Genomic DNA, 26,845 nt, shown 5'->3' on the forward strand with positions numbered 1-26,845 from the left:
AACTATTGATCCTTTGTATGAGATTTGATATAAATGTCTCTTTGTGGAAATGGGATACTGATATTATGTTCTCTAAAAAGCTTGTCAATTTCAAACCTGATATCACTAGCAGGAAATTGGGCCTTAAAACTATCGTTTAGAGTAAATATCAATTTAAAATTTAAAGAGCTATCAGCAAAATCTGTAAATAAAACCGATGTAGATTCTGGATTTATAACCTCTGCATGAGAGTTGGCTGCTTGTAACAATAATTTCTTGACTAATTGCACATCACTTCCATAAGCAACTCCAACAGAAACACTTTCTCTGGTTGACACTCCATTTTGTGTCCAATTATATAAGCTATTAGTTAAATATAAGTGATTAGGTATAATTAACACTTTATTGTCTATAGTAACGGCTCGAGTGGTACGAAGTTTAATTTCCTCAACACGACCAACCTTATTATCAATTTCAATAATATCTCCTACATGCAAACTTTGATCAATTAAGATAAAAACACCAGATAAAATATCTTGGAATAACGTTTGCAAAGCTAAACCAACACCTATTAACAAGGCTGCCGAAGCAGCAAAAATAGCTGTAACATTGACACCTAAATTATCGAAAACAACTAGTAAAACCACCAAATAAATAAGCCACCTTGCAAAAGAAAAGACAGTATTAAATTTTGCTTTATCAGCTTTGGGTAATTTTTTTGTAAATACACGTTTAACAAAATTTAGAACGATGGTCGTTAGAGTATATATTACAAAAACAAGTAAGATGAGTCCAATTGTAATTCTAATGGTTTTGGCTTCATTAACATACAAAACAGTTCCTAAAATATCTAAAAAGGTTTCCCAAATACCACTTTCTGTTACAATATCTTCTATTTCCTCTAACTGGTTTTGCATGTTATATTAATATTTTATCCACTTAAGTAATTCTCTATAAGTAGGTTTTTTACCATACATTAAAATACCTACACGATAAATTTTAGCTGCAAACCAAACTGTGAATATAAACGTTCCAACCAATAAAGCGAAAGACAATAATTGTTGCCAGATTGGAACACCAAACGGAATGCGCATAAGCATGACAACTGGAGAAGTAAAAGGAATAAATGAAAATACGGTTGATACCGTTCCATGTGGATCTTCAATTACGGTAAAAATACCTATATAAACTGCCAAGATTAATGGCATTAAAATTGGCAACAAAAATTGTTGTGTATCCGTTTCGTTATCTACTGCTGCTCCAATAGCTGCATATAAAGAACTGTACAATAAATAACCTCCAATAAAAAACAGGATAAAAGCAAAAATTAAATTAGTTATAGGCAAATTGTAAAATGCAGTTACAATATTCTGAATTTCCGCATTAACATCTGGATTTTGCATGGCTTGGTCTAACAGTTCTTGTTGACCAGGTTGTGGCTGAACTAGATCAATACCAAAAACCAAAGAAAAAACAGACATTAAAACACCTCCTAAAATAATCCAAATAACGAATTGGGTAATTCCTGCCAACGAGGTTCCAATAATTTTACCCAACATAAGTTGAATAGGTTTTACCGAAGAAATAATAATTTCTATAATACGACTAGTTTTTTCTTCAATCACACTTCGCATAATCATGTTTCCATAAATAATGATAAACATAAACAGTAAATAACCTGCTAGACCACCAAAAATAAGTTTGACTACACTGTCAATTTTAGAAGTTTTTTCACCAATAAAACTTTCTTGACCTATATTAACTCGAACTCTTGAGGCTTTAATTTTTTCAACATCTACACCTTCAAATTCTAGTTTTAAATCTGTAAGTTGTTTTTCTAATTTACTTTCTAAAGCAGACATAAGTGTTAATGAAGGAGATTCTTCGGAAAAAAACTTGATATGTTCGCCCACTTTATCAATATCCTGAAAATTCTCAATATACAATAAGCCATATTCTTCATTTTTATTGACTTTAATTTTGGCTTCTTCAAGCGATACGTTTTCTAAAATACGATAGGTTACAGTTTCAGTATCTACAAATGAACTTTTTAAAATTCCAGATTCGTCTAAAATTGAAATGGTTCGTAGTTTGTTATTATTAATTTGTGAAAGATAAGCTACAACAGCTATAAGCGCAATCATGATGATTGGACTTAAAATTGTCATAACTATAAACGATTTATTTTTAACCTTAGTTAAATATTCTCTTTCTATAATTAATGCTAAATGATTCATATTAATTGTTCTTTATAGCTTGAATGAAAATATCGTTTGCGCTCGGGATTAATTCTACAAAATGAGACACGTCTCCTTTTGAAGTTAGAAAACTCAACAAATCGTTAGGAATATCGTTTTGTGAAAGTTTTACATTTAATTTTAAATCATCTCCAAGAGATTTAAAATTGGCTGGTGAGACCATGAATTTTTCAGACAATTCTTTTTCTAGTAACAAATTATTTGAAGCTCTAATCCCAATTTCAAACGTATTGGTTTTAAATTCTTTTTTTATGTCTGTTAATTTTCCATCCAATATTTTATTGGATTCATGAATCAAAGCTATTTGGTCGCACAATTCTTCAACAGATTCCATACGGTGAGTTGAAAAAATAACAGTGGCGCCATTTTCTCTAAGTCTTAGAATTTCATCTTTAATCAGGATGGCATTGATAGGGTCGAAACCGGAAAAAGGTTCATCGAAAATCAATAATTTTGGTTCGTGTAAAACCGTTACTATAAATTGTATTTTTTGAGCCATTCCTTTAGAGAGCTCTTGTATTTTTTTATCCCACCAATCTCCAATATCCAATCTTTCGAACCAATACTTTAATCTCTTTTTTGCTTCAGATTTACTTAGACCTTTTAATCGAGCTAAATACATAGCTTGCTCTCCAACCTTCATGGATTTGTACAATCCACGTTCTTCTGGCAAATAACCAATATCCTTAACATGATGTGTTTGCAAGGGCTCTCCATCTAAAATGACTTGTCCTTGGTCTGGCATGGTAATTTGATTTATAATACGAATTAAAGTTGTTTTACCTGCTCCATTTGGACCTAATAATCCAAAAATACTTCCTTTAGGCACAGATATAGACACTTGATTAAGCGCCGTAAAATTTCCAAATTTTTTAGAAACCGAATCTGCTTCTAATAAGTTATTCATACAAGTTCGTTATTTAAGATAGAATTGTAAATATATTAAATGTTGCGAAGTAAACCTTTATATAAACCTATTTATTGAATGCTTTAAAAAAACAAAACCCACCCTAAAATATAATATATTCTAGGATGGGAAAAAATTGCTATGAAAAAGAAAAAAACCACTATTTAAAAATAGTGATATTTCAAAGATAGTGAATTTTAATAAACAAAAGGAAGTAAGCTATAAATATGTTGTTTTAAAAACGAAAAAATCCGTCTAATTAGACGGATTCATTGAAGTTGTTATCTTTTAAGAAAACATATCTTTTACTTTCTCAAAGAAGGATTTGTCTGAACTTTCTGGCTTTGGCGCAAAATGTTCGTCGTCTTTCATTGTTTCAAAAAAGTCTTTTTGTTGTTTATTTAAGGTTTTAGGTGTCCAAACATTAACATGAACCAAAAGATCTCCTTTTCCATATCCATTAATGCTAGGAATCCCTTTACCTCTTAAACGTAATATTTTTCCAGACTGTACTCCTGCTTCTACTTTAATACGCACCTTTCCAGTAACTGTATCTATTTCTTTAGAAGTTCCAAGAACAGCATCTGGTAAACTGATGTATAAATCGTAGTGCAAATTATCTCCTTCACGTTGTAAAGTATCGTGTTTTTCTTCTTCAATGGCCACAAGTAAATCTCCAGAAACACCATTTCCAGGAGCCTCATTACCTTTTCCAGATACTTTTAACTGCATTCCTTCCACAACTCCTGCTGGAATTTTTATAGAAACCGTTTCTTCTTTAGCCATTAAACCATGAGCATCAGCTCCTTCTGGTTTTTTATCAATAGATTGTCCTGCTCCTCCACAAGTTGTACAAGTGGTAGCCGTTTGCATACGTCCTAGTATAGTATTGGTAACACGTGTTACTTGTCCAGATCCATTACACATACTACATGTTTTATAAGTAGTACCTTTAGCTTGAACTTTTCTTCTTACTTTTACTTTTTTCTCAACTCCATTAGCAATTTCTTCAAGAGTTAACTTAACACGAATACGCAAGTTACTACCTTTAACACGACGTTGCTGGCCGCCAAAGCCTCCTCCAAAACCAGAGAAACCTCCGCCACCTCCACCAAAGGCTCCTCCAAAAATATCACCAAACTGACTGAATATATCATCCATATTCATGCCATTTCCTCCACCAAAACCACCATTACCATCAAAGGCTTGGTGTCCAAACTGGTCGTAACGTGCTTTTTTATCAGCATTACTTAAAACTTCGTAGGCTTCAGCTGCTTCTTTAAATTTTGTTTCGGCTTCTTTGTCGTCCGGATTTTTATCAGGATGATATTTTAGAGCCTTTTTTCTGTATGCCTTTTTAATTTCGGCAGTAGTGGCGCTTTTTTCAATATTTAAAATCTCGTAATAGTCTCGTTTTGCCATCTTTTTATTGTCCTATAACTACTTTTGGGAATCTGATTATTTTGTCACCTAACTTGTATCCTTTTTCAACTACGTCAACAATTTTTCCTTTTAAATCGTTAGTTGGAGCTGGAATTTGGGTAATTGCTTCATGGATATCTGCATTAAATACATCTCCAGGAATTAGTTCAACTTGTTCAAGCCCTTTGCTTTTTAATGTATTCTTTAATTTATTACTAATTAATTCTACACCTTTAAGCAAATCTTTTTCTTTAGTTTTTGCAATCTCAATATATGCTCTATCAAAATCGTCTAAAACTGGTAATAAAGATAGCATTACATCTTCACTAGCTGTTTTGAATAAATCTATACGCTCTTTTGCCGTACGTCTTTTGTAATTTTCAAATTCTGCAAACAAACGTAAAAATTTATCTTTTTCTAATTTTAACGCCTCTTCAAGCTGTTCTTCTTTACTCATTGCTTCTTGATCTGTAATTTGATCGTCAATCGGATTCTCAACCTGATCTGAAGCTATGTCTGATTTTTTATCATTCTTATTCATAGTCTCGTACTCGTAAATTTTTAAATACTTTTTTTAAGATGGCAAAAGTACTGCCATTATTGTAAAAATGTCAAAATGTCATCAAATAATTTTAATATTTTATTTAGAATAAGTTATTAAGCAAATGCTTATTTTTGCTGCTTAACACTATAAAAACAATTAATTATTATGAAAACAAGATTTTTTACAATCTTAGCCGTTGCAACTATGACATTTGCTTTGACAAGTTGCAAAGACAAAGCTAAAGAAGCTGAAACAACTGAAGCTATAACAGCTGCAGAAACCACAGACGTTTCAACAAAATACAAAATAAACACAGACACCTCTGCAATTATGTGGACTGGGCACAAGCCTACAGGTTCTCATAATGGAACTATTGCCATAGAAAGTGGTGTTGTAACTATGCATAATGACGCTTTAGAAAGTGGTACTATTTTAATTGACATGTCCTCTATTAATGTTCAAGATATTCCTGTTGAAGATGAAAATCATGCTAAATTAACTGGACATTTAAAAAGCCCTGACTTTTTTGACGTAGAACAATTTCCTGCTTCTGCTTTTGAAGTAACTGGAATTGAAACTGTAGACGGAAAAACAATGTTATCTGGAAATTTAAAAATGAAAGATGTTTCAAACAATGTTACTTTTCCAGTAACAATTAGCCAAAATGGAGACGCATTAACTATTACAAGTGAAACATTTACCATTGATCGTTCTAAATGGAATGTACAATATGGTTCTAAATCGTTTTTTGATAACTTAGGAGATAAGTTTATTAATGATGATATAGAATTAAAAATAAATGTTACTGCTAATAAAGCTTAGTAGTATTAATTGAATAAAAAAAAGCCGTTACAAAATGTAACGGTTTTTTTTATTCTAACAAATCTTCTAAAGCGGGCTTGAGATTTACAAAACGGTATTCAAAACCAGAATCAATAATCTTTTTAGCACATACACGTTGACTTTCAAAAAGTAACACATGCATTTCTCCTAAAACTAGTTTCATGACAAACCTTGGAATATTAGGTAACCACAAGGGTTTATTAACTGTCTTAGCAATGGCTTTAGTCAGTTCTAGATTGGTTACAGGGTTTGGCGCTACCCCATTAAAAACCCCTTCTAATTTATGTTCTAAAGTATGAACAAATATTCTAGCTAAATCTTTTTTATGTATCCATGACTGCCATTGAAGTCCGCTTCCAAAAGCTGCCCCAAGTCCAAGTTTGATGGGTTTTACCATTTGCGGTAATGCTCCTTCATTGGAATCCATGACTAAACCAATTCTAATTTTTGTAACTATAACTCCTAAGTCTGAAAATTCATCAGCTGCTTTTTCCCAAGATTCAGCTACTTCTCCAAGGAACCCTAAAGATATAGCCGTAGTTTTCTCTTCGTAATAATTAATTATAGAATCTGGATAAATCCCAATAGCACTTGCTGAAATTAATTGCTTAATCTCAATATTTTCATTTTTAATAGTTGACTTTAATAATTGTAAAGATTCCAACCTACTATTTAATATGGTTTGCTTGTAAGCTTTGGTCCAGCTTTTAGAAATTGGAGATCCTGCTAAATTGATGATAGCATCCACACCGTTAAAACAAGCAACATCAATCTCCTGTTTGGCTGGGTTCCAATAAAATCCTTGGTAGTTTTCTGTTGATTCTATTTTTTCTTTTGAAGTGCTTAGATAGTGTACAGAAATACCATTTGTTTTACATTGAGCTACAATAGCTTTCCCTACCAATCCAGTAGCTCCTGTAATTAAAACTTTCATTCTCAATTTTTATTTAAAGATACTGAATTGTATACCTAATCATAGTGTTTTAGATTAGGTTTAACAGATTTAACGAAAGTTTATAAATTTTTGGATTATCTATAATTTAACAGCTTTGGAATTAAAACTATAAACTATTAAATTTTTAAATATCATAGAGTTCTTAATATACGACTAAAAATGTCATTTTAATTTGGAATCGTTGGATGATTCTTTTATTTAATGGCATTTGGCTCGCGCACTCACCGAATGTCAAGAGCCTCCCTAGGCTCTTAACATTTAATTCAAAATATTAATTTCATGTTAGAGTCGCTGGATGCTTCGTGCAGCGAAGCATCTCACGTTTGCCCGGAGGGCCTGGAAGTTTTTCTACTAAAAACCCAACTGATTGCATGGCACGACGTACGCTTCCCTTGGCCGAATAAGTAACTAAAACCCCACCTTCTTTTAGAGAATTGAACATGATTTGGAACATGGATTCTGTCCATAATTTAGGTTGCACCCGTGGACCAAAAGCATCGAAGTAAATTAAATTGAAAGTATTTTCATCTGCAATCTCATGAAAAAATTTTTGCTGTTTATCTAAAGTGAAAAAAGAGCTTATTTCTTGTGGCTTTCCCCAAGAACTGGCATGAATTTTTTTAAAATATGTATTAGTTTTTTCTTTAGAAAATAACGTATCATAATTCAGTTCCAAAATTTCTTCTTGAGAAACAGGATAAGCTTCTACTCCAACATAATATATTGAAGCTTTTTTTGCTTTTGCTTCAATTAAAGTAGTCATTGCATTTAAGCCGGTTCCAAAACCAATCTCTAGAATAGAAATGGGTTCTGCATCTTTTAACTGCGTTTTTAAAACAGGCTGTAAACCATGTTTTATAAAAACATGCTGTGACTCTTGCAAGGCACCATGTAGAGAATGATATTGCTCGTCTAACTCTACAAGTTGGATTGTTTTAGAACCATCTGCAGTCGTGATGATTTTACGTTCCAAGGCCTATTTTATTAATAGTTTTTGAATTCTGGTAATTGGCCCTGTACATTCTGTTTGATGACATGAAATACAAAGGTTAATGGTTGTATTAAAACGTTCTTCAATAGGAATTTGAGATTCTGTGTTAAAGATTTCTTTTTCACTTTCTATAAATAGTTTTGAAAAACTCTGAAAGGTTTCATTTCTACTTTTAAATTCTGAAAGCTCTGCTGTATGTATTTTTAAAAAATCTAATGGAAATTCTGTTGGTATTTTCCCTTCTAGAATCTCTTGTTTTACTTTTAAGTTTTGGGCATACATCTCATTCATAAGGTTTGCCATCTCAGAAGGCTGATACATGTCGTAAGCCACTTCTTTTTTTTCTATTACAACTTCAACGTCTTCTTTAGTTTGGTTACAATTAAAAAAAAGCATGAAAACTAAAACACTAAATAGCAGCTTTTTCATTTATTCTTCTTTTAAAAGTACACCATCGGCCTCAAAAGAATAGGTGCGTCTAACTTCTGTAATAGCAGCTATTTCATCTTCAGATTTCCCAGCATCTTCAGCATAATGACGTTGTTCTTCAACTGAAAGCTCACTTACAAAAGCTTTTCCATCAAGGATAACTTCTTTTCCTGCTATATTCTTTGGCATAAAGAATCCGTAATCTTTAAATTTCACCATAACTTGTTCGTCGTTCCCTAAATCTATTTTCATCCAGCATCCTTTTGCCTGACAAACCTCATCAACTTTACCAATCATTTTAGTTGGAATACTATCTCCAACTTTCAAGTCTTTATATGTATCTGCCATTAATTTGGCTTCAATAGCATTATCTGCTTCTATCTTATCTCCAAAGGAAGCATAAGCTAATTCTTTTACTTCTTCAGTTTCAACAGGGACTTCTGGAGCTTCATTTGTATTGTTTTTACAAGAAACAAATACTAAAGATAAAATTAAAAATGTTAAAATATGCTTCATGATTTTTAAAAAGTTTAAATAATTTAATGCCAAATATACGTATTTTTAAAAAAAAGTTTTGGTTTTTTATCCTACTTTAATTTTTTAAATTCGCAGAAGAAAATATATCTAATGACAAATCATTCAAATACCAAAATCGATATTGTAAAATCTTCAACTTCAAAAATTGATCATGTTGATTTTGAGAATCTAACTTTTGGCAGAACTTTTACCGACCATATGTTTGTTTGCGATTTTATTGATGGCAAATGGCAACAACCAAAAATCATGCCTTATCAAGCCATGTCTTTTGAGCCTTCGGCTAGAGTGTTCCATTATGGGCAAGCTGTTTTTGAAGGAATGAAAGCTTATAAAGATGACACTGGAAAGGTTTGGTTGTTTAGACCAAAAGACAATCATGCTAGAATTAACAAATCTTCTGCCAGACTAGCCATGCCAGAATTTCCGAAAGAATACTTTTTTAATGGCTTGGAGACCTTGTTAAAAATGGATAAAGATTGGATAAAACCAGGGATTGGAAATTCGTTGTATTTAAGGCCTTTTGTTATTGCTACTGAAGCAGCCATTTCTGCCTCACCTGCAAATAGCTACCGATTTATGATAATTTGTTCTCCAGCAAAAGCATATTATTCTGGAAAAGTTCGTGTTTTATTTGCTGAAAAATATAGTCGCTCAGCAGATGGAGGAGTTGGTTTTGCTAAAGCTGCTGGAAATTATGCTGCCCAATTCTATCCAACTTCTTTGGCACAAGAAAAAGGTTATCAGCAAATTATTTGGACAGATGCAAGTACCCATGAATTTTTGGAAGAGGCTGGAACCATGAACATCTTTTTTAGAATTAATAACACGCTTATTACCGCTCCTATTAGTGATAGAATTCTAGATGGAATTACAAGAAGAAGCATCATTCAATTAGCTGAAGATAACAACATTACTACCGAAATAAGACGTGTTTCTGTAAGTGAAATAAAAGAAGCCGCAAGAAATGGTAGCTTAAAAGAGATTTTTGGTGCAGGCACTGCAGCTGTAGTGAGTCCTATTTCTGCTTTTGAACACGGTAATGAAGTATTTGAAATTCCTGACAATGAGAAATCGTTTGCAGGCATGTTTAAAAAGCAATTAGAAGAAATTCAAAATAATTTAGCAGAAGACAAACATGGTTGGAGACACGAAGTTATTTTATAGATACTAATTTTCGGTTATAAACACTGCAAGCTATTTTTAACCAAAATTGTAAAAGACACAGAATTTGAATTAATAAAAAACGACCTCTTTAAATGGTCGTTTTTATTTTGTAATATATTATTTTATTTTTTTTATTCATCAAGAATACTGGCAATATTAGGTTGAAAATAATTGGGCCCTTTTAGCACTTTCCCGTCTTCACGATAAATAGGTTCTCCGTTTCCTCCAAGCTTACTCATATTACTACGTTGAATTTCTTCAAAAACTTCATCTATTTTATGTTGCATACCATGTTCTATTATAGTTCCACATAAAATATAGAGCATATCTCCAAGAGCATCAGCCACTTCTACTAAATCGTTATTGTTTGCTGCTTCTAGGTATTCTTCATTTTCTTCTCGCATTAATTTATAACGCAACATGTTTTTCTCGATCCCAAGATCGGCTTTAGGAGTTTCGCGATGTCCTATTTTAAAAGCTGTGTGAAAAGCTTTTACAGCTTCAATTTTATCTTTCATTTAAATATCAATTTCATTTCCCAACCTACTTTTCGAAAACTAAGAAGTTAGAAGTTAACAATTAAAATTTTTCATTCCTGAAAACAGAAATCTTATTAGAATGTTTTTGTAATTTTGCCTAAAATTAAGAATATGTTTAGTAAAGGACAATGGGTTTTTGGAATTTTATTTGCAATAGCTTTTATTATAGCCATTTTTTACACCTATAGAAAGGATTTAAAACTTCATAAAAAATATTACAAAGGAAGTGTTTGGATTCTAGTGGCCTTTATTTCATTTATCTTATTTATTGTTTCTATAAAGTGGTTATTTTCGTAAAATAATTTTTCTTGGTTATAGATTTCATTACTTATTTTATTACTTTTAAAGCACTAGTTATATTTTATTAATTATTATTTGTAACTAACATAAACTGTATATCTAAGAATTGGTGCTAAAAATAAAACAATTTAAAAAATCAAAAATAAATCAAACGGTAATTCTCTATTTTCAATTTTAGTTTATTGTATGAACCAAATCTCTTTAAGATTAGATAATTCTAAGAGTTTAACATTCTAATTAATCTTAAAATGATGATGATGATGATGATGATGATGATGATGACAATTCAATAGTTTTAAGATGTATAATAAAAATCACTCATTATGAATTCATTTATAATATTACTTTTACTACTTGCTATAAATTTTATTCTTTTAAAATTTAGTATCAATAAATAAGTTCAATAGTAAAATTTTCTAACAAAAAGCCTTAATGATTTTAACATTAAGGCTTTTTAATTTAAGTAAATTGTAATTTTAGTTTACCTCAGGAAGGTAATTATAGTTTTTGCTATAATCTAACATCTGACCAGGAAAAGACTCTGGTTGCAATACTTTTATAGCGGTAATTTCACCATTATCATCCATTTCTGGAACCAGGATAGGGTTTACAAATCCACTATATGGTGCAGCAGTAAATTGCTTGTTTCTCTCCAATATTTCAGCATGTAAATCTTGATCTACTTTTACGCCATAAGTTTCTACTAAAGTTTCAACAGCTTGATAATCTCCTTCAGATTTAATACGTTGAGTCTCTCGTAATAATTCTCCAAATAAATCGTGTAACTTATCGTAATCGGTAATATTATAATAGGTTTTTCCATCACGAGTAATTTTTTCAATCACATTATCTGCTTTTCCTTTTTCAAAAACCCAAGCACTTACCCATTGTCTGTTTCTCATATGTGCCTCTTCTACATCATCTCCTAAATTTAAGCGAATTAGCTGTGTCATCAAACCATTTCTAATATAACCATCGTAAGCTGCTTTTCCCATAGCTTTCCAATCGTCAACCAAGCCTAATTCTTGTAATTTCGGATTGTATAAGTAATAAAGTCCCACTAAATCTGCACGACCTTCCTCTAAAGTAGATGCATAATTTTTAAGTGTTTCCTTGGTCTCACCAACACCTGGATTTAATTGTCCCGAAGCATGCCCTATAACTTCATGTAAAGCTGTGTGTAATTTATCTGCTACTTGTCCATATTTTTCTTCTAATTGTAATTCTTCTTCATCATTTACAAATTCATGTAAACGCCCAGAACTTCCTGCATTGTTATAAGCTTCGATAATATTTCCTAGAGAAACAGACTTACTTCCAACAGCTGCACGAATCCAGTTCGCGTTAGGTAAATTTACACCAATTGGCGTACTAGGTGAAGCGTCTCCAGCTTCTCCAGCCACATTAACGACTTTATAAGTTACTCCAACCACATTCTTCTTTTTATGCTCTTCCATTAACGGCGAATTATCCTCAAACCATTGCGCGTTATCAGATAAAACCTTCATTTTTTGAGACATATCAAAATCGTTGATTTGTACTATCGTTTCATAAGAACCTCTATATCCTAAAGGATCATTATAAACTTCAATAAAACTGTTTATATAATCTACATTCCCTTCGGTTGCAGCAGTCCACGCCACGTTATAATCATCCCAAGTTTGAAGATCTCCGGTTTTGTAATATTGAATTAATAAGCCAATAGCATCTCCTTGAGCTTTGTTTTCTGCAACTCCTTGAGCCAATTCTAACCATTTAGTAATTTCATCAATAGCAGAACCATATAACCCACCAGATTTATATACCAATTCTTTTAATTGACCATTTTCTTTAACCAATTTAGAGTTTAGCCCAAATGACAACGGCTTATCTGGGTTTGGCGATTTTTTATTTTTATAAAACGTTTCTACATCTGCATTTGTAACATTTGGTCCGTAAAAATTAACTGCAGATAGTGCTACATTATCAACTCCTTTAGCTTGATTCACCTTTTTAGAATCAGAGTCGTTAAAAATAACATCAAAAGCTTCGCCTTCTAAACTTGTGTTAGTTTCAGTTAATAAGGTTTTTAAATACTCTTGAGAAAATTCTGGTTTTAATTTATCGTTTGAATAATGATGATGAATTCCATTACTAAACCATACGCGTTTTAAATATGTTTCAAAAGCGCTCCAATCGTCACTATTTTTGTCTCCAGAATAATTGGTATAAACAGCTTCTAAAGCTTTTCTAATTTTAAGATTATGTCTGTAATTCTGATCCCAAATTATATCTCTTCCTGCTAAACCAGCTTGAGTTAAATAATAGACCAATGTTTGCTCTTTTAACGTTAAATTTTCCCAACCTGGAATTTGATAACGTAACATTTTAATGTCGGCAAACTGCTCCACATTATAATCGAAGGCATTTTCTACTTTAACTTCAGCAACTTCTTCAACTGGCTCTTTTTTATCATCTTTACAAGACACAAAAGCAGTTAAGGCTAAAGTAAAACCTAATACATATTTTACTTTCATTTTAAAAATTTTTAATTAGTGTATTGCAAATGTAACATATATTAAGATAGTATAAAATTGATTACCTTTGAAACACAACTAGATTACCTTCTATGAAAGCACTTAAATACATTCTGTTTTTAATACTTATTTTTATTATTGGATTAACTATCTACATTGCTGTACAGCCTAATTCTTTTGAAGTAAAACGAAGTCGAATTATAGATGCACCAGTAGAAGTTGTTTATAACAATGTGATAGATTTCAAAAACTGGGAAACCTGGTCTCCATGGGTTGAAAAAGATCCTGAAACAATGATTACTTTAGACGAACAAACCAAAGATATAGGAGGATCGTTTTCTTGGACAGATTCTGATGGAAAAGGTAGCATAACTACTACCCAAACTTCAGCCTTTTCTTCCATAGATCAAAAATTACAGTTTGGAGATTATCCATCCTCAGACATACATTGGGAGTTTGCTCCTTCAGCTGAAAATAAAACAGAAGTTTCTTGGATAATGAACTCTGGCAATATTCCTTTTATGTTTAAAGCCTATGCCATTTTCTCTGGAGGTTTTGATAAAATGATAGGTCCCGATTTTGAACGTGGCTTAGAGAAATTAGATAATGCAGTAGTAGCTTCAATGCAAGTATATTCAATAAAAGTGGATGGTATTACCCAATATGGAGGTGGTTTTTATCTCTATAACACAGCTTCTGCTAAAATGGATAATTTTGAAATTATCATGCAAAACATGCTCTCAAAGGTTAATACTTATGTTCAAGAAAACAACATTACAACAGCAGGACCTCCTTTTATTTTATACCATAAATGGGATGAAGAAAATAATGCAGTCATGTTCTCTTGTTGTGTACCAACTACCAATAAAGTAATCACTACTGAAAATGATATTTTAACTGGACAACTAGCTCCTTTTAAAGCCATTAAAACAACATTAAGAGGAGATTATGGGAATTTAAAAGAGGCATGGCAAACCACTATGGATTATATTCCTAAAAATGGATTAATCGTTCAAGAACAAGGACCTATGCTTGAGGTATATGTTTCTAACCCTACAAAAACACCAAATCCAGCCAATTTAATAACAGAAATATACTTGGCTGTTGAATAAGTATTAATTGTTTTTAATTGAATCATAAAAAGAACAATAGAACAACTAAAATCTATTAAATGAAACAACTTTTATTAGTTTTTATAGGTGGTGGTATTGGAAGTGCTTTGCGCTTTCTTGTTGGTAAATTTTTAAACAATCCTGACACTGGTATTCCTTATGGTACTTTTTTAGCAAATATTTTAGGAAGCCTTGTTATAGGAATTATTTTAGGAATAGCTGCAAAAAACAATTCCATATCTGAAAATCATATTGCCTTATTAGCTACTGGTTTTTGTGGAGGTTTCACCACCTTTTCTACATTCGCTTACGAAAATCACGTGTTTTTAAAATCTGGAGACTTTACCAGTTTTGCTATTTATACCATAGCTAGTTTTGTGATTGGTTTTTTGGCTGTATTCCTCGGAATTTTTCTCGTAAAGTAAAATATACGTAATTCTACGTATGTTTTGGCTTATAAATAATTAAGACTTTTGACTTATAAATCTTAAAATCTTAATTATCATGAAAAAAATTATTTTAGGTATCACCTTACTAGTAGTAAGCTTTACTAATGCACAAAGCACGTTAATTGTGGACAATAACGCATTTATTGATGACACTCCTTCGCATGTGTACACCACATTTACCGCAGCAATTGGAGGTGCATCAAATGGTGACATTATACTTATACAACCATCTGCAACTTCTTATGGAAACATAACTATAAACAAATCTGTAACTGTTTTAGGTATGGGTTATGCTCCAGAACTAAACAATGGCGAAACGTCTCAAACTGGAAATATTACTGTTTCTGCTAGCGATGTAAAAATTGCAGGTATCAATGTAAACGGATGGATATCGTCTGGAAATAGTACAACAGACTTGTTAGTGGAAGATTGCTGGATTGCAGCAGGTGCTTATGCAAATGGAACAGGAATTGCTGACATAACATACAGAGGAAATGTTATTAGAAATTTAATTTATTTAAACGCAACTCCAACAAACAGTCTCAATATTACAATAACCAACAACTTAATTCAAAATTTAGGGAGTAGTGCTCTTCAGTATTTTAACGATACAACAATATTTAATAATAATGTTGTTATTAGTGACCAGACACATTATCAATGGTTTATTTTTCTCAGTCCTAATAATTTTATTGCACAAAATAACATTTGGCTATTTACAGCTAATAACCAAGCAATAGTAGATCAAAGTGGAGGAAACCCTATTATTCATAATAATTCTTTAACATACCATTATGGTACACCTACTGTTACTGATTTAAATGGTACAGGGAATTTAGATAACCAAAATCCATTTTTTGTAAATATTCCTGCTAACAATCCATATTGGGCTGCTGATAACGATTATAATTTAGGTGTAAGTTCTGCTGGTAACGATGCAGGTACAGATGGTAACGATGTAGGAATTTACAATGGGTATTACGATTTTGACATGAGAGGTTACCCAACAGAATTGCCTTATTTAACCGAAATGTCTATTATCAATAATATGGTGCCTGCTGGCTCTAACTTAAATGTAAACTTAAAAGCCAACGCTAATAAAACTAACTAAAAACATCAAAATTATGAAAGCTTTATATACCTTTTTATTAGGCTGCTTTTGTGTTGGTGTTACGTTAGCGCAATCAGATATTGCAAGTGTAGAATATTTCTTTGATTCAGATCCAGGAATTGGTAATGGTATCTCTGTAGATATTGATCCTGATGTAGAATTGTTAGATCAAAACTTTAGCATTTCAACAACTGGATTACCACAAGGAACACATCGATTATTTATGAGAGTTGTAAACACAAATGGTTCTACAAGTATGTACAATTACAAAACTTTCAGAATCTATGATGTTCCTGAAATTAACACGGCAGATATTGTAGAAGCTGAATACTTCTTTAACACAGATCCTGGTTTTGGTAATGGAAATTTAAGAACTGTTAGTAATGCCACCAACATGAATAGAAACTTTAACGTTCTCACTGGAGGTTTACCTGTGGGTACACATAGGCTCTTTTTCCGTGTAAAAAACAGTGATAATGAGTGGAGCATGTACACCTATAAAACCTTTAGAAAAACTGATGTTCCTGATACAAATCTCGCAGATATTGTGGAAGCAGAATATTACTTCAATACAGATCCTGGTTTAGGTAACGGAACCAATATTGATGTAGCTGATGTGTCCTCTTTAGATGAAAATTTTAGTATTCCAACATCTAGTTTACCTATAGGAACGCATAGAATGTTTTTACGCGTAAAAAACAGCGATAATCGTTGGAGTTTGTATGCCAATAAAACCTTTAGAGTTACAGAAAGTCCTGATACAAATCTAGCAGATATTGTAGAAGCAGAATATTATTTTAATATCGATCCTGGTTTAGGAAATGGTACAATAATAGATGTAACCGATGTCGCTACTTTAGATGAAAACTTTAATATCCCAGTTTCAAGTTTACCTATTGGAACTCATAGGCTCTTTTTACGTGTAAAAAACAACAACGATACTTGGAGCTTGTACGACCATAAAACGTTTAGAGTGTCTGATATTCCAGATACAAATCTAGCAGATATTGTAGAAGCAGAATATTACTTTAACACAGATCCTGGCTTAGGTAACGGAACCAATATAGATGTAGCAGATGTGGCATCTTTGGATGAGAATTTCATCATTCCGACCTCTAGTCTGCCTATTGGAACCCATAGAATGTTTATGCGTGTTAAAAACTATGACAACAAATGGAGCATGTACAACCATAAAACCTTTAGAGTATCGGATATTACCGAAACTAATAATGCATCAATAATGGCAGCCGAATATTTTATTGACGTAGATCCCGGTATAGGAAACGCATCTGCATTAACAGTTTCAGGAGATATTATAGATGAAAACTTAATAATACCAACCTTTGGAAGTATGGCCCAAGGAGATCATTTTCTACATATTCGAGTTCAAAATGCTGATGGTACTTGGTCTTTATATGATAGACAATTATTTGAAATAGATGGTACTTTAGGAATTCAAACTGAAAACCTTCTAGAAATAAACATCTATCCAATCCCAACTTCAGATTATGTGAATATTAAAACACCAAATCATGTTCAAATAAAATCGATGAGATTGATTGATATGAATGGAAAAGTAGTGATGCAGCTACAAAATCAATTTGAAAAAGTAAATATCTCAAACTTGCAGCAAGGAGTATATTTATTGCAAATAACTACCAATAATGGTAGTTTATCTAAACGTATTATTAAAAATTAAGTTTAGTTAACGGGAGCTAAAGCGTCTAATACTCTTGTTAGGCGCTTTAATGCTTTTCAAAAGCTTTAACACCTGCTTCCACTTTAACCTGTAAGTAGTTCTCTCGAGGTACAATTGGACATGAATATTTTTCGTTATAAGCACAATAAGGATTATAAGCTGTATTAAAATCAATTTCCATTAGGCCATTCTTAGGCTGTTCACACTCAATGTATCTTCCACCTCCATAGGTACTTTCTCCATTTGTGGTATCCAAAAATGGTAAAAACAAATAATCTTCAAACCCTTCCTCATTCATTAATTCCATACTCTGATAAACATTTAGCTCATGGGTTTTTCCTTTTAATTCAAACTTAACAACACCATATTTTACATACATTGGCATTCTTTCTGTGGTGGTCTTCATTTTAAAAGGAATTTCATCTGGAGTTCTAGTAAGAGTTGCAGTAACCACATAAGTAGAATCAAATTTAAAAAAATCAAGTTCTTTAAAATTTTTACGGTCTTTATCTTTTAATGGCGATTTTGAAGCGTCTTTAAAATCGGCATTCATCTTTTTTTGAAATTCAGTTTCACCCAAAATAGGCTGTTTGCCTTGTGCACAACTTAAAATAGAAATCAATAAAAAAAAGTGTAGGAAGTATTTCATTTTAATATTTTTTACAATTCAAAAGTACAACTTTAAAATATTTTGTTTAGATTTGATTCATTAAAAGTAAAAAAACAATGATTAAATACATCACTATTTGTAGAAAACAGACCGCCTTTTCAAGGATGCGTTTGACTAACTATGTACTCTAGTGATTTAAATATCAATTAAAATTATATACAAAAGTCTGACGATATCGTCGGACTTTTTACTTTTAATAAATTAACCAAAAAAATGAAAACACTATTTAACAACTATATAAACACCTTTAAAGGATTATCTTCAGAAGTATGGTGGTTGGCATTAATTACTTTAATTAATCGAGCAGGAACTATGGTAATTCCTTTTCTTTCACTTTACTTAACAAAAGATTTACATTTTACTTTTGCTGAAGTAGGTTGGATTATGTCTGCCTTTGGTTTAGGTTCTGTTGTAGGTTCATGGTTGGGTGGCAAGCTAACCGATAAAATAGGCTATTACAAAGTCATGGTTCGAAGTCTATTAACAACAGGTATTCTCTTTATAGGATTACAATACTTAGATACATTTGCAACTTTTTGTTTGGGTATTTTTACAATCATGTTGGTTGCAGACATGTTTCGTCCTGCCATGTTTGTAGCCTTAAGTGCTTATAGTAAACCAGAAAACAAAACACGTTCTGTAACTTTAATCCGTCTAGCAATTAATCTAGGATTTTCTGCTGGACCTGCAGTTGGGGGTATAATCATTACAACCATGAGTTATGGTGGTTTATTTTGGGTGGATGGTATTTCTTGTATTTTGGCAACACTACTCTTAATAAAAGTTTTGAATCCTAAAAAAGCGAGAATCTTAGATGTTGTAATCAATGAAAATCCTATTTCTGCATATAAGGATAAGGCTTTTTGGATATTCTTGGCTTCTATGACATTATTTGGAATTATCTTTTTACAGTATTTCTCTACCATGCCATTATATTATAAAGATATCCATATGTTATCCGAACTGCAAATTGGATTACTATTGGGTCTAAACGGATTCTTTATTTTTGTATTAGAGATGCCTCTTATTAAATGGTTGGAACATACTAAATTTACAAAACCAGGACTCATGATTTTTGGTGCTCTTTTAACTGGATTAAGTTTTTTAGTTTTAGACCTAACCTCTTGGGCTGGAATATTAATAATAGGGATGTTATTAATGACCATTGGAGAAATGATTGCTTTTCCTTTTTCAAATGCCTTTGCTATGCAACGTGCTAAAAAAGGAAATCAGGGAGAATATATGGCTCTATATACCATCTCGTTTTCTATAGCACATATTTTTGGCCATAATGCAGGATTACACCTTGTAGATAATTATGGTTTTAATATCACTTGGTTAATTATGGGAATTCTAGGACTAATTTGTGTTGGTTTATTATACTATCTAAAACAATATTTAAAATCTAAGAATGAATTATATTTAAAATAATCTTATTTTAAAGGTTTTACCGGATTATGCTTAATTACATGAGACAAAACAATTTGAGTTTTTGTTTCGCCATAAACAATTAACTGATCTATAAAGGCTTCTAAATGTTTCTGATTTTTTAATACAACCTCCATAACTATGTTCTCATTACCGGTAATACGATAGCAGTTAATAACTTCATCAAAAGTTTTTACCTTTTCTAAAAAAGGCTTTAGCATCCCCATAAAAGCTCTAATAGTTATAAGTGCTTTTAATTGATATCCTACTTCAAAAGGAGAGACTGTTGTATGGTAGTTTTGAATAATTCCTAAATCTTCCATTTTCTTAATTCTTTCAGAAACTGCTGGAGAACTAATACCAACTTGTCTGCCAATTTCAGCGTTAGACTGCCTAGCATTTGCTTGTAAACATTTTAGAATTTTCCAGTTTAGTTGATCTACGCTCATATTAAAGAAATATTAAAATCTACAATAAATATTAAACCAAATATACAATTTTACATTAAAAGCGAAAGCAACATGTAAAAACTTGTTGCTATTTTTGATGTTATTGCTATTATAAAATGATTACAAACATGTCCTCACATTTATCTCACTTGCCTATATATCAAAAGGCTATGGAAATTATTATACTGTCTAGAAGTATCTCAACATATCTAAACCAAGATTTAGCATATTTACAACTAGATGGTAAAGAAGATAATAACATCTATTTTTCTGGAGATATTGTACAACAATCTTCTTCTTTAGCACCAGAAATTGAAAAAGCTGAATTAGAAAAATTTAGTGATAAAAAACACAAGCATATTGCTACTGTAAGTCGATTAACAAATCTATTATATAAAAACTGTAGTAGATTGGAAAAATCTAATAGCAATGGTAAAGACTATCTTCCAATTCTTAGAAACGAATTAAAAAAATTTAAAAAATTACAGCACACTTGGTCTTTGACTTTATAAGGTCTACTAATATATTTCCTAAAATTAGATTTTAGAATACACCCTATCCTATTTAAACTATACAAGATTTCCATACTCTTTAACTAAGGTTCTTGTTTATTATTTATTTGTTTTGCATATCTAATTTATTCAAAGTTTATTTTTCAAGCCATTTTATTAAAACATTCCAAGTGCAGCTTATCTCTATTAGAATATATAAATTGGTTGCTATCTTTATCTATTACTATCAATAGTATATCTCTATAGCTAAGTTTAGTTAGCCATCTGAATAGTTGCTATTGGAAGAATAAATAATCATTATTCATTGTCTGTTCTATTTAGCTCCTTCACTTTCCATTTCCCATATCCATTAACTAAAGAGTTTGATTTAGAAGATTTACTTTAAATTTTAATCAAAAAAAATCCCGATTCAAATAAATGAATCGGGATTCTAAAAAAGGCGATGACCTACTCTTCCACAAATGCAGTACCATCGGCGCTAATGGGCTTAACTTCTCTGTTCGGAATGGTAAGAGGTGAGCCCCATTGCAATAACCACCTTAAGTTATTGCTGCAGTAATAAGTATTTAACTTATTACTTTCAGCGTTCCAATATCAAATTGGAACAAATATCTTAACATATTGAAAAAAATGACATGAATTTGTAATTATTGTACTTTTAAAAAGAACAGCTGTACAATAAGCCTATGGGTTATTAGTACTACTCGGCTATGACATTACTGCCTTTACACCTATAGCCTATCAACGTGGTAATCTTCCACGACCCTTTAAAGAAATCTCATCTTGTGGTGGGTTTCGCGCTTATATGCTTTCAGCGCTTATCCCTTCCAAACGTAGCTACTCTGCAATGCTCCTGGCGGAACAACAGATACACCAGAGGTTTGTCCAACTCGGTCCTCTCGTACTAGAGTCAGATCCACTCAAATTTCTAACGCCCACTGTAGATAGAGACCGAACTGTCTCACGACGTTCTGAACCCAGCTCGCGTGCCACTTTAATGGGCGAACAGCCCAACCCTTGGGACCTTCTCCAGCCCCAGGATGTGACGAGCCGACATCGAGGTGCCAAACCCCCCCGTCGATGTGAGCTCTTGGGGGAGATCAGCCTGTTATCCCCGGCGTACCTTTTATCCTTTGAGCGATGGCCCTTCCATGCGGAACCACCGGATCACTATGCTCTACTTTCGTACCTGATCGACCTGTATGTCTCTCAGTCAAGCTCCCTTATGCCATTGCACTCTACGCACGGTTACCAAGCGTGCTGAGGGAACCTTTAGAAGCCTCCGTTACTCTTTTGGAGGCGACCACCCCAGTCAAACTACCCACCAAGCACTGTCCCTTCATTGAAGGTTAGACTCTAGATAAGCAAAGGGTGGTATTTCAACAATGACTCCACAACACCTGGCGATGCTGCTTCGAAGTCTCCCACCTATCCTACACATTACTTATCCAAAACCAATACTAAGCTATAGTAAAGGTGCACGGGGTCTTTTCGTCCCACAGCGGGTAATCGGCATCTTCACCGATACTACAATTTCACCGAGCTCATGGTTGAGACAGTGTCCAGATCGTTGCACCATTCGTGCAGGTCGGAACTTACCCGACAAGGAATTTCGCTACCTTAGGACCGTTATAGTTACGGCCGCCGTTTACTGGGGCTTCATTTCATTGCTTCGCCGAAGCTAACAACTCCACTTAACCTTCCAGCACCGGGCAGGTGTCAGGCCATATACATCATCTTTCGATTTAGCATAGCCCTGTGTTTTTGATAAACAGTCGCCTGGACTCTTTCACTGCGGCCCATCCGTAGATGGGCGACGCTTCTCCCGAAGTTACGCGTCTATTTTGCCTAGTTCCTTAACCATGAATCTCTCGAGCTCCTTAGAATTCTCATCCCAACTACCTGTGTCGGTTTAGGGTACGGGCTGCTTCATTCGCTTTTCTTGGAAGTCGCTTTTCTGGATTATCACCGCAGCCGTAGCCTTAGTGTACTATCGCGGTATTACTACTCGCTTCAACGAACTATTCCGTCAGTTCGCACCAAATTTACGCCTCCGTCACTTTTAGTATGAGCAGGTACAGGAATATTAACCTGTTGTCCATCCACTACCCCTTTCGGGTTCGCGTTAGGTCCCGACTAACCCTCAGCTGATTAGCATAGCTGAGGAAACCTTAGTCTTTCGGAGTGCGGGTTTCTCGCCCGCATTATCGTTACTTATGCCTACATTTTCTTTTGTAGCTTCTCCAGCATACCTCGCAGTACACCTTCGACGACACTACAATGCTCCCCTACCACTTTTACAAGTCCATAGCTTCGGTAGTATGTTTATGCCCGATTATTATCCATGCCGAACCGCTCGACTAGTGAGCTGTTACGCACTCTTTAAATGAATGGCTGCTTCCAAGCCAACATCCTAGCTGTCTAAGCAGTTCAACCTCGTTTATTCAACTTAACATACATTTGGGGACCTTAGCTGATGGTCTGGGTTCTTTCCCTCTCGGACATGGACCTTAGCACCCATGCCCTCACTGCTGATTAACATTTTATAGCATTCGGAGTTTGTCAGGAATTGGTAGGCGGTGAAGCCCCCGCATCCAATCAGTAGCTCTACCTCTATAAAACTATAAATCAACGCTGCACCTAAATGCATTTCGGGGAGTACGAGCTATTTCCGAGTTTGATTGGCCTTTCACCCCTACCCACAGGTCATCCGAAGACTTTTCAACGTCAACCGGTTCGGTCCTCCATTTAGTGTTACCTAAACTTCAACCTGCCCATGGGTAGATCACACGGTTTCGCGTCTACCACTACTAACTAAAGCGCCCTATTCAGACTCGCTTTCGCTACGGATCCGGACCTGAAGTCCTTAACCTTGCTAGCAACGGTAACTCGTAGGCTCATTATGCAAAAGGCACGCCGTCACCCCAAAGGGCTCCGACCGCTTGTAAGCGTATGGTTTCAGGATCTATTTCACTCCCTTATTCAGGGTTCTTTTCACCTTTCCCTCACGGTACTAGTTCACTATCGGTCTCTCAGGAGTATTTAGCCTTATCGGATGGTCCCGACTGATTCACACAGGATTACTCGTGTCCCGCGCTACTCAGGATACCACTATATCCACACGCTTTACTTATACCGGGCTATCACCGTCTATGGCCAAGCTTTCCAACTTGTTCTAATTCATTGTGCTTCTAATGTCGTGGTCCTACAACCCCGGCACTGCCGTAACAGTACTGGTTTGGACTAATCCGCGTTCGCTCGCCACTACTTACGGAATCACTTTTGTTTTCTTCTCCTCCGGGTACTTAGATGTTTCAGTTCCCCGGGTTTACCTCCTTGCGGATACTATATCTTCAATATAGTGGGTTGCCCCATTCGGATATCTACGGATCAATTTGTATGTGCCAATCCCCGTAGCTTTTCGCAGCTTATCACGTCCTTCATCGCCTCTGAGAGCCTAGGCATTCCCCATACGCTCTTATTTAGCTTATTGTACTTTTTGTCTTTTTAATGAGTTACTATTTAGTTTACAGTTTTCAGTCTAAATATAAAATATCCTTTCCTACACCCCGTAAACTTAATAATGTGATTAATTATACATCGCTCGTTGTGAGTATAATTAATCTAAATTACTTTGAAATTAAATCAATTTAATTTCTTTTCATGTATCTTTTTCAATATGTCAATGAACGTTGTTTCTCTAAACTAATTTAGAGACCTCATTTAGGATTCCTTTCAATTAAATTGACAGCCCTTATAAGGCACCCACTTTCGTGAGTGTTTTTGTGGAGAATATCGGAGTCGAACCGATGACCTCCTGCGTGCAAGGCAGGCGCTCTAGCCAGCTGAGCTAATCCCCCATTAATGAATTTCAGATTGCTGAACTACGATTAACGATTGTTGATTGTGACTCAACTTCTAAAATTTCCTTTCAATATGTTATGAACGTCTTAAAACATTAAATCTACTCTCGTAAATCCTCAATCTTAAAATATTTTAGTAGTCTCAGGCAGACTCGAACTGCCGACCTCTACATTATCAGTGTAGCGCTCTAACCAGCTGAGCTATGAGACTCTACTATAGTATATAAATTAAATTAACAGCAAGAGAACAAACGGTTTATTTCCCTTTATTCAAATTAGTCGTCTTTCTCTAGAAAGGAGGTGTTCCAGCCGCACCTTCCGGTACGGCTACCTTGTTACGACTTAGCCCTAGTTACCAATTTTACCCTAGGCCGCTCCTTACGGTGACGGACTTCAGGCACTCCCAGCTTCCATGGCTTGACGGGCGGTGTGTACAAGGCCCGGGAACGTATTCACCGCATCATGGCTGATATGCGATTACTAGCGATTCCAGCTTCACGGAGTCGAGTTGCAGACTCCGATCCGAACTGTGATAGGGTTTATAGATTCGCTCCTTCTCGCGAAGTGGCTGCTCTCTGTCCCTACCATTGTAGCACGTGTGTAGCCCAGGACGTAAGGGCCGTGATGATTTGACGTCATCCCCACCTTCCTCACGGTTTGCACCGGCAGTCTTGTTAGAGTTCCCGACATGACTCGCTGGCAACTAACAACAGGGGTTGCGCTCGTTATAGGACTTAACCTGACACCTCACGGCACGAGCTGACGACAACCATGCAGCACCTTGTAATGTGTCCGAAGAAAAATCTGTTTCCAAATCTGTCACACTACATTTAAGCCCTGGTAAGGTTCCTCGCGTATCATCGAATTAAACCACATGCTCCACCGCTTGTGCGGGCCCCCGTCAATTCCTTTGAGTTTCATTCTTGCGAACGTACTCCCCAGGTGGGATACTTATCACTTTCGCTTAGTCACTCAGATAAATCCGAACAACTAGTATCCATCGTTTACGGCGTGGACTACCAGGGTATCTAATCCTGTTCGCTCCCCACGCTTTCGTCCATCAGTGTCAGTGTATTATTAGTAATCTGCCTTCGCAATTGGTATTCTAAGTAATATCTATGCATTTCACCGCTACACTACTTATTCTAACTACTTCATAATAACTCAAGACAACCAGTATCAAAGGCAATTCTATAGTTGAGCTATAGGCTTTCACCCCTGACTTAATTGTCCACCTACGGACCCTTTAAACCCAATGATTCCGGATAACGCTTGGATCCTCCGTATTACCGCGGCTGCTGGCACGGAGTTAGCCGATCCTTATTCTTACAGTACCGTCAAGCCCCGACACGTCGGGGTGTTTCTTCCTGTATAAAAGCAGTTTACAACCCATAGGGCAGTCTTCCTGCACGCGGCATGGCTGGATCAGGCTCTCGCCCATTGTCCAATATTCCTCACTGCTGCCTCCCGTAGGAGTCTGGTCCGTGTCTCAGTACCAGTGTGGGGGATCCCCCTCTCAGGGCCCCTATCTATCGTAGCCATGGTAAGCCGTTACCTTACCATCAAGCTAATAGAACGCATGGTCATCTCTTACCGATAAATCTTTAATATAAAAACGATGCCGTCTCTACATACTATAAGGTATTAATCCAAATTTCTCTGGGCTATCCCAATGTAAAAGGTAGATTCCATACGCGTTACTCACCCGTGCGCCGGTCGTCAGCAAGTGCAAGCACCTCTGTTACCCCTCGACTTGCATGTGTTAAGCCTGCCGCTAGCGTTCATCCTGAGCCAGGATCAAACTCTTCATCGTTAATTCTTAAATATTATTTAACAACTAATCGAAATAGTTTTAATTAGGTACTCAAAATGGTTTATTCTCTTGTTTAAAAAAGATCGTTTCCAATCTCTTTCTTACGCTGTCAATTCAATATGTTTATGAACTTATTTCTTTAATTTCTCAGGGCGTTTATCTCCTAAGCGGGTGCAAATATAAAACCCTTTTTTTATTCCCACAATGTTTTTTTGAAAAAAAATTAAAAGTTTTTTTAACTCCTAAATCTCAATAAAAAAACACCATTTAAATGAACTTATTTTCTTCCCTATAAACGTTCCCGTTTTTAGCGGCTGCAAATATAAAACCTTTTTTGTTAATACAAAACTTTTTT

The 26,845-nt window shown here is 34.4% G+C and carries 22 protein-coding genes, 2 tRNA genes and 3 rRNA genes; 9 read left to right on the forward strand and 18 right to left on the reverse strand.

The features are described 5' to 3' along the window. Positions 1-2: 2 nt before the first annotated feature. The 5 genes from OS191_RS06575 to OS191_RS06595 all read right to left on the reverse strand — a co-directional run bounded on the left by OS191_RS06575 (position 3) and on the right by OS191_RS06595 (position 5,107). Positions 3-896, reverse strand: coding sequence for a mechanosensitive ion channel family protein (locus tag OS191_RS06575; protein ID WP_267154932.1), 894 nt, complete (start codon positions 894-896; stop codon positions 3-5). Positions 897-902: 6 nt separating this feature from the next. Next, positions 903-2,216 (reverse strand): ABC transporter permease, encoded by a 1,314-nt coding sequence (locus tag OS191_RS06580; protein WP_267154933.1) that lies wholly within the window; start codon positions 2,214-2,216, stop codon positions 903-905. Position 2,217: 1 nt separating this feature from the next. Further along, the gene (locus tag OS191_RS06585; protein ID WP_267154934.1) at positions 2,218-3,144 is read right to left on the reverse strand and encodes an ABC transporter ATP-binding protein; all 927 of its coding nucleotides are present in this window, start codon (positions 3,142-3,144) and stop codon (positions 2,218-2,220) included. Positions 3,145-3,432: 288 nt separating this feature from the next. Continuing rightward, on the reverse strand, positions 3,433-4,566 hold the full coding sequence (gene dnaJ / locus OS191_RS06590; protein WP_267154935.1) for a molecular chaperone DnaJ: 1,134 nt from the start codon (positions 4,564-4,566) through the stop codon (positions 3,433-3,435). 4 nt (positions 4,567-4,570) lie between these two features. Beyond that, positions 4,571-5,107, reverse strand: a complete 537-nt coding sequence (locus OS191_RS06595) for a nucleotide exchange factor GrpE (RefSeq protein ID WP_267154936.1) — start codon at positions 5,105-5,107, stop codon at positions 4,571-4,573. 168 nt (positions 5,108-5,275) lie between these two features. Between OS191_RS06595 and OS191_RS06600 the strand changes: the two genes are divergently transcribed. After that, positions 5,276-5,932: a YceI family protein gene (locus OS191_RS06600; RefSeq protein WP_267154937.1), complete on the forward strand. Its 657-nt coding sequence runs from the start codon at positions 5,276-5,278 to the stop codon at positions 5,930-5,932. A 49-nt stretch (positions 5,933-5,981) separates the two neighbouring features. Here OS191_RS06600 and OS191_RS06605 read toward each other — a convergent pair whose 3' ends face one another. The 4 genes from OS191_RS06605 to OS191_RS06620 all read right to left on the reverse strand — a co-directional run bounded on the left by OS191_RS06605 (position 5,982) and on the right by OS191_RS06620 (position 8,844). Then, positions 5,982-6,887: a TIGR01777 family oxidoreductase gene (locus OS191_RS06605; RefSeq protein ID WP_267154938.1), complete on the reverse strand. Its 906-nt coding sequence runs from the start codon at positions 6,885-6,887 to the stop codon at positions 5,982-5,984. Between the two features lie 298 nt (positions 6,888-7,185). Next, positions 7,186-7,881, reverse strand: a complete 696-nt coding sequence (gene mnmC2 / locus OS191_RS06610) for a tRNA (5-methylaminomethyl-2-thiouridine)(34)-methyltransferase MnmC2 (protein ID WP_267154939.1) — start codon at positions 7,879-7,881, stop codon at positions 7,186-7,188. A gap of 3 nt (positions 7,882-7,884) precedes the next feature. Beyond that, entirely contained in the window at positions 7,885-8,328 is a 444-nt protein-coding gene (locus OS191_RS06615; RefSeq protein WP_267154940.1) for a hypothetical protein, read from the reverse strand. After that, complete coding sequence (locus OS191_RS06620; protein ID WP_267154941.1) at positions 8,329-8,844, reverse strand: DUF4920 domain-containing protein; 516 nt, start codon at positions 8,842-8,844, stop codon at positions 8,329-8,331. 111 nt (positions 8,845-8,955) lie between these two features. Here OS191_RS06620 and OS191_RS06625 point away from each other — a divergent pair, with 111 nt between their 5' ends. Next, positions 8,956-10,029, forward strand: coding sequence for a branched-chain amino acid aminotransferase (locus OS191_RS06625; RefSeq protein ID WP_267154942.1), 1,074 nt, complete (start codon positions 8,956-8,958; stop codon positions 10,027-10,029). A 131-nt stretch (positions 10,030-10,160) separates the two neighbouring features. On the opposite strand, the gene OS191_RS06630 is transcribed toward OS191_RS06625, so the two are convergent. After that, complete coding sequence (locus OS191_RS06630; RefSeq protein ID WP_267154943.1) at positions 10,161-10,547, reverse strand: pyrophosphohydrolase domain-containing protein; 387 nt, start codon at positions 10,545-10,547, stop codon at positions 10,161-10,163. A 132-nt stretch (positions 10,548-10,679) separates the two neighbouring features. Between OS191_RS06630 and OS191_RS06635 the strand changes: the two genes are divergently transcribed. Next, positions 10,680-10,865: a hypothetical protein gene (locus OS191_RS06635; RefSeq protein ID WP_267154944.1), complete on the forward strand. Its 186-nt coding sequence runs from the start codon at positions 10,680-10,682 to the stop codon at positions 10,863-10,865. A gap of 479 nt (positions 10,866-11,344) precedes the next feature. Here OS191_RS06635 and OS191_RS06640 read toward each other — a convergent pair whose 3' ends face one another. Continuing rightward, a complete protein-coding gene (locus tag OS191_RS06640) occupies positions 11,345-13,384 on the reverse strand; it encodes a dipeptidyl-peptidase 3 family protein (protein WP_267154945.1) in 2,040 nt (679 codons plus the stop codon). A 92-nt stretch (positions 13,385-13,476) separates the two neighbouring features. On the opposite strand from OS191_RS06640, the gene OS191_RS06645 reads away from it, so the two are divergent. From OS191_RS06645 to OS191_RS06660, 4 genes are all read left to right on the forward strand, one after another. Further along, a complete protein-coding gene (locus OS191_RS06645; protein WP_267154946.1) occupies positions 13,477-14,496 on the forward strand; it encodes an SRPBCC family protein in 1,020 nt (339 codons plus the stop codon). Between the two features lie 59 nt (positions 14,497-14,555). Next, positions 14,556-14,921, forward strand: coding sequence for a fluoride efflux transporter CrcB (gene crcB, locus OS191_RS06650; protein WP_267154947.1), 366 nt, complete (start codon positions 14,556-14,558; stop codon positions 14,919-14,921). A 79-nt stretch (positions 14,922-15,000) separates the two neighbouring features. Continuing rightward, entirely contained in the window at positions 15,001-16,056 is a 1,056-nt protein-coding gene (locus tag OS191_RS06655; protein ID WP_267154948.1) for a right-handed parallel beta-helix repeat-containing protein, read from the forward strand. 13 nt (positions 16,057-16,069) lie between these two features. Beyond that, the gene (locus OS191_RS06660; RefSeq protein WP_267154949.1) at positions 16,070-17,755 is read left to right on the forward strand and encodes a T9SS type A sorting domain-containing protein; all 1,686 of its coding nucleotides are present in this window, start codon (positions 16,070-16,072) and stop codon (positions 17,753-17,755) included. A 46-nt stretch (positions 17,756-17,801) separates the two neighbouring features. Here the strand turns inward: OS191_RS06660 and OS191_RS06665 are convergent, their stop codons facing one another. Beyond that, a complete protein-coding gene (locus OS191_RS06665; protein WP_267154950.1) occupies positions 17,802-18,404 on the reverse strand; it encodes a DUF1684 domain-containing protein in 603 nt (200 codons plus the stop codon). A 234-nt stretch (positions 18,405-18,638) separates the two neighbouring features. On the opposite strand from OS191_RS06665, the gene OS191_RS06670 reads away from it, so the two are divergent. Next, on the forward strand, positions 18,639-19,856 hold the full coding sequence (locus OS191_RS06670; RefSeq protein ID WP_267154951.1) for an MDR family MFS transporter: 1,218 nt from the start codon (positions 18,639-18,641) through the stop codon (positions 19,854-19,856). 2 nt (positions 19,857-19,858) lie between these two features. Here OS191_RS06670 and OS191_RS06675 read toward each other — a convergent pair whose 3' ends face one another. After that, complete coding sequence (locus OS191_RS06675) at positions 19,859-20,302, reverse strand: Lrp/AsnC family transcriptional regulator (protein ID WP_267154952.1); 444 nt, start codon at positions 20,300-20,302, stop codon at positions 19,859-19,861. Between the two features lie 128 nt (positions 20,303-20,430). On the opposite strand from OS191_RS06675, the gene OS191_RS06680 reads away from it, so the two are divergent. Beyond that, entirely contained in the window at positions 20,431-20,814 is a 384-nt protein-coding gene (locus tag OS191_RS06680; RefSeq protein ID WP_267154953.1) for a hypothetical protein, read from the forward strand. Positions 20,815-21,248: 434 nt separating this feature from the next. On the opposite strand, the gene rrf is transcribed toward OS191_RS06680, so the two are convergent. From rrf to OS191_RS06705, 5 genes are all read right to left on the reverse strand, one after another. Continuing rightward, positions 21,249-21,356: ribosomal RNA gene (gene rrf, locus OS191_RS06685) — 5S ribosomal RNA — on the reverse strand. 132 nt (positions 21,357-21,488) lie between these two features. Beyond that, positions 21,489-24,307 (reverse strand): 23S ribosomal RNA (locus OS191_RS06690). Between the two features lie 293 nt (positions 24,308-24,600). Further along, a tRNA-Ala gene (locus OS191_RS06695) sits at positions 24,601-24,674 on the reverse strand. A 140-nt stretch (positions 24,675-24,814) separates the two neighbouring features. Beyond that, a tRNA-Ile gene (locus OS191_RS06700) sits at positions 24,815-24,888 on the reverse strand. An 82-nt stretch (positions 24,889-24,970) separates the two neighbouring features. After that, a 16S ribosomal RNA gene (locus OS191_RS06705) occupies positions 24,971-26,490 on the reverse strand. Together the 16S, 23S and 5S rRNA genes with 2 tRNA genes alongside form the textbook arrangement of a ribosomal RNA operon. Positions 26,491-26,845: the final 355 nt, after the last annotated feature.

Source organism: Xanthomarina sp. F2636L (assembly GCF_026410195.1).
Classification (GTDB): Bacteria; Bacteroidota; Bacteroidia; order Flavobacteriales; family Flavobacteriaceae; genus Xanthomarina.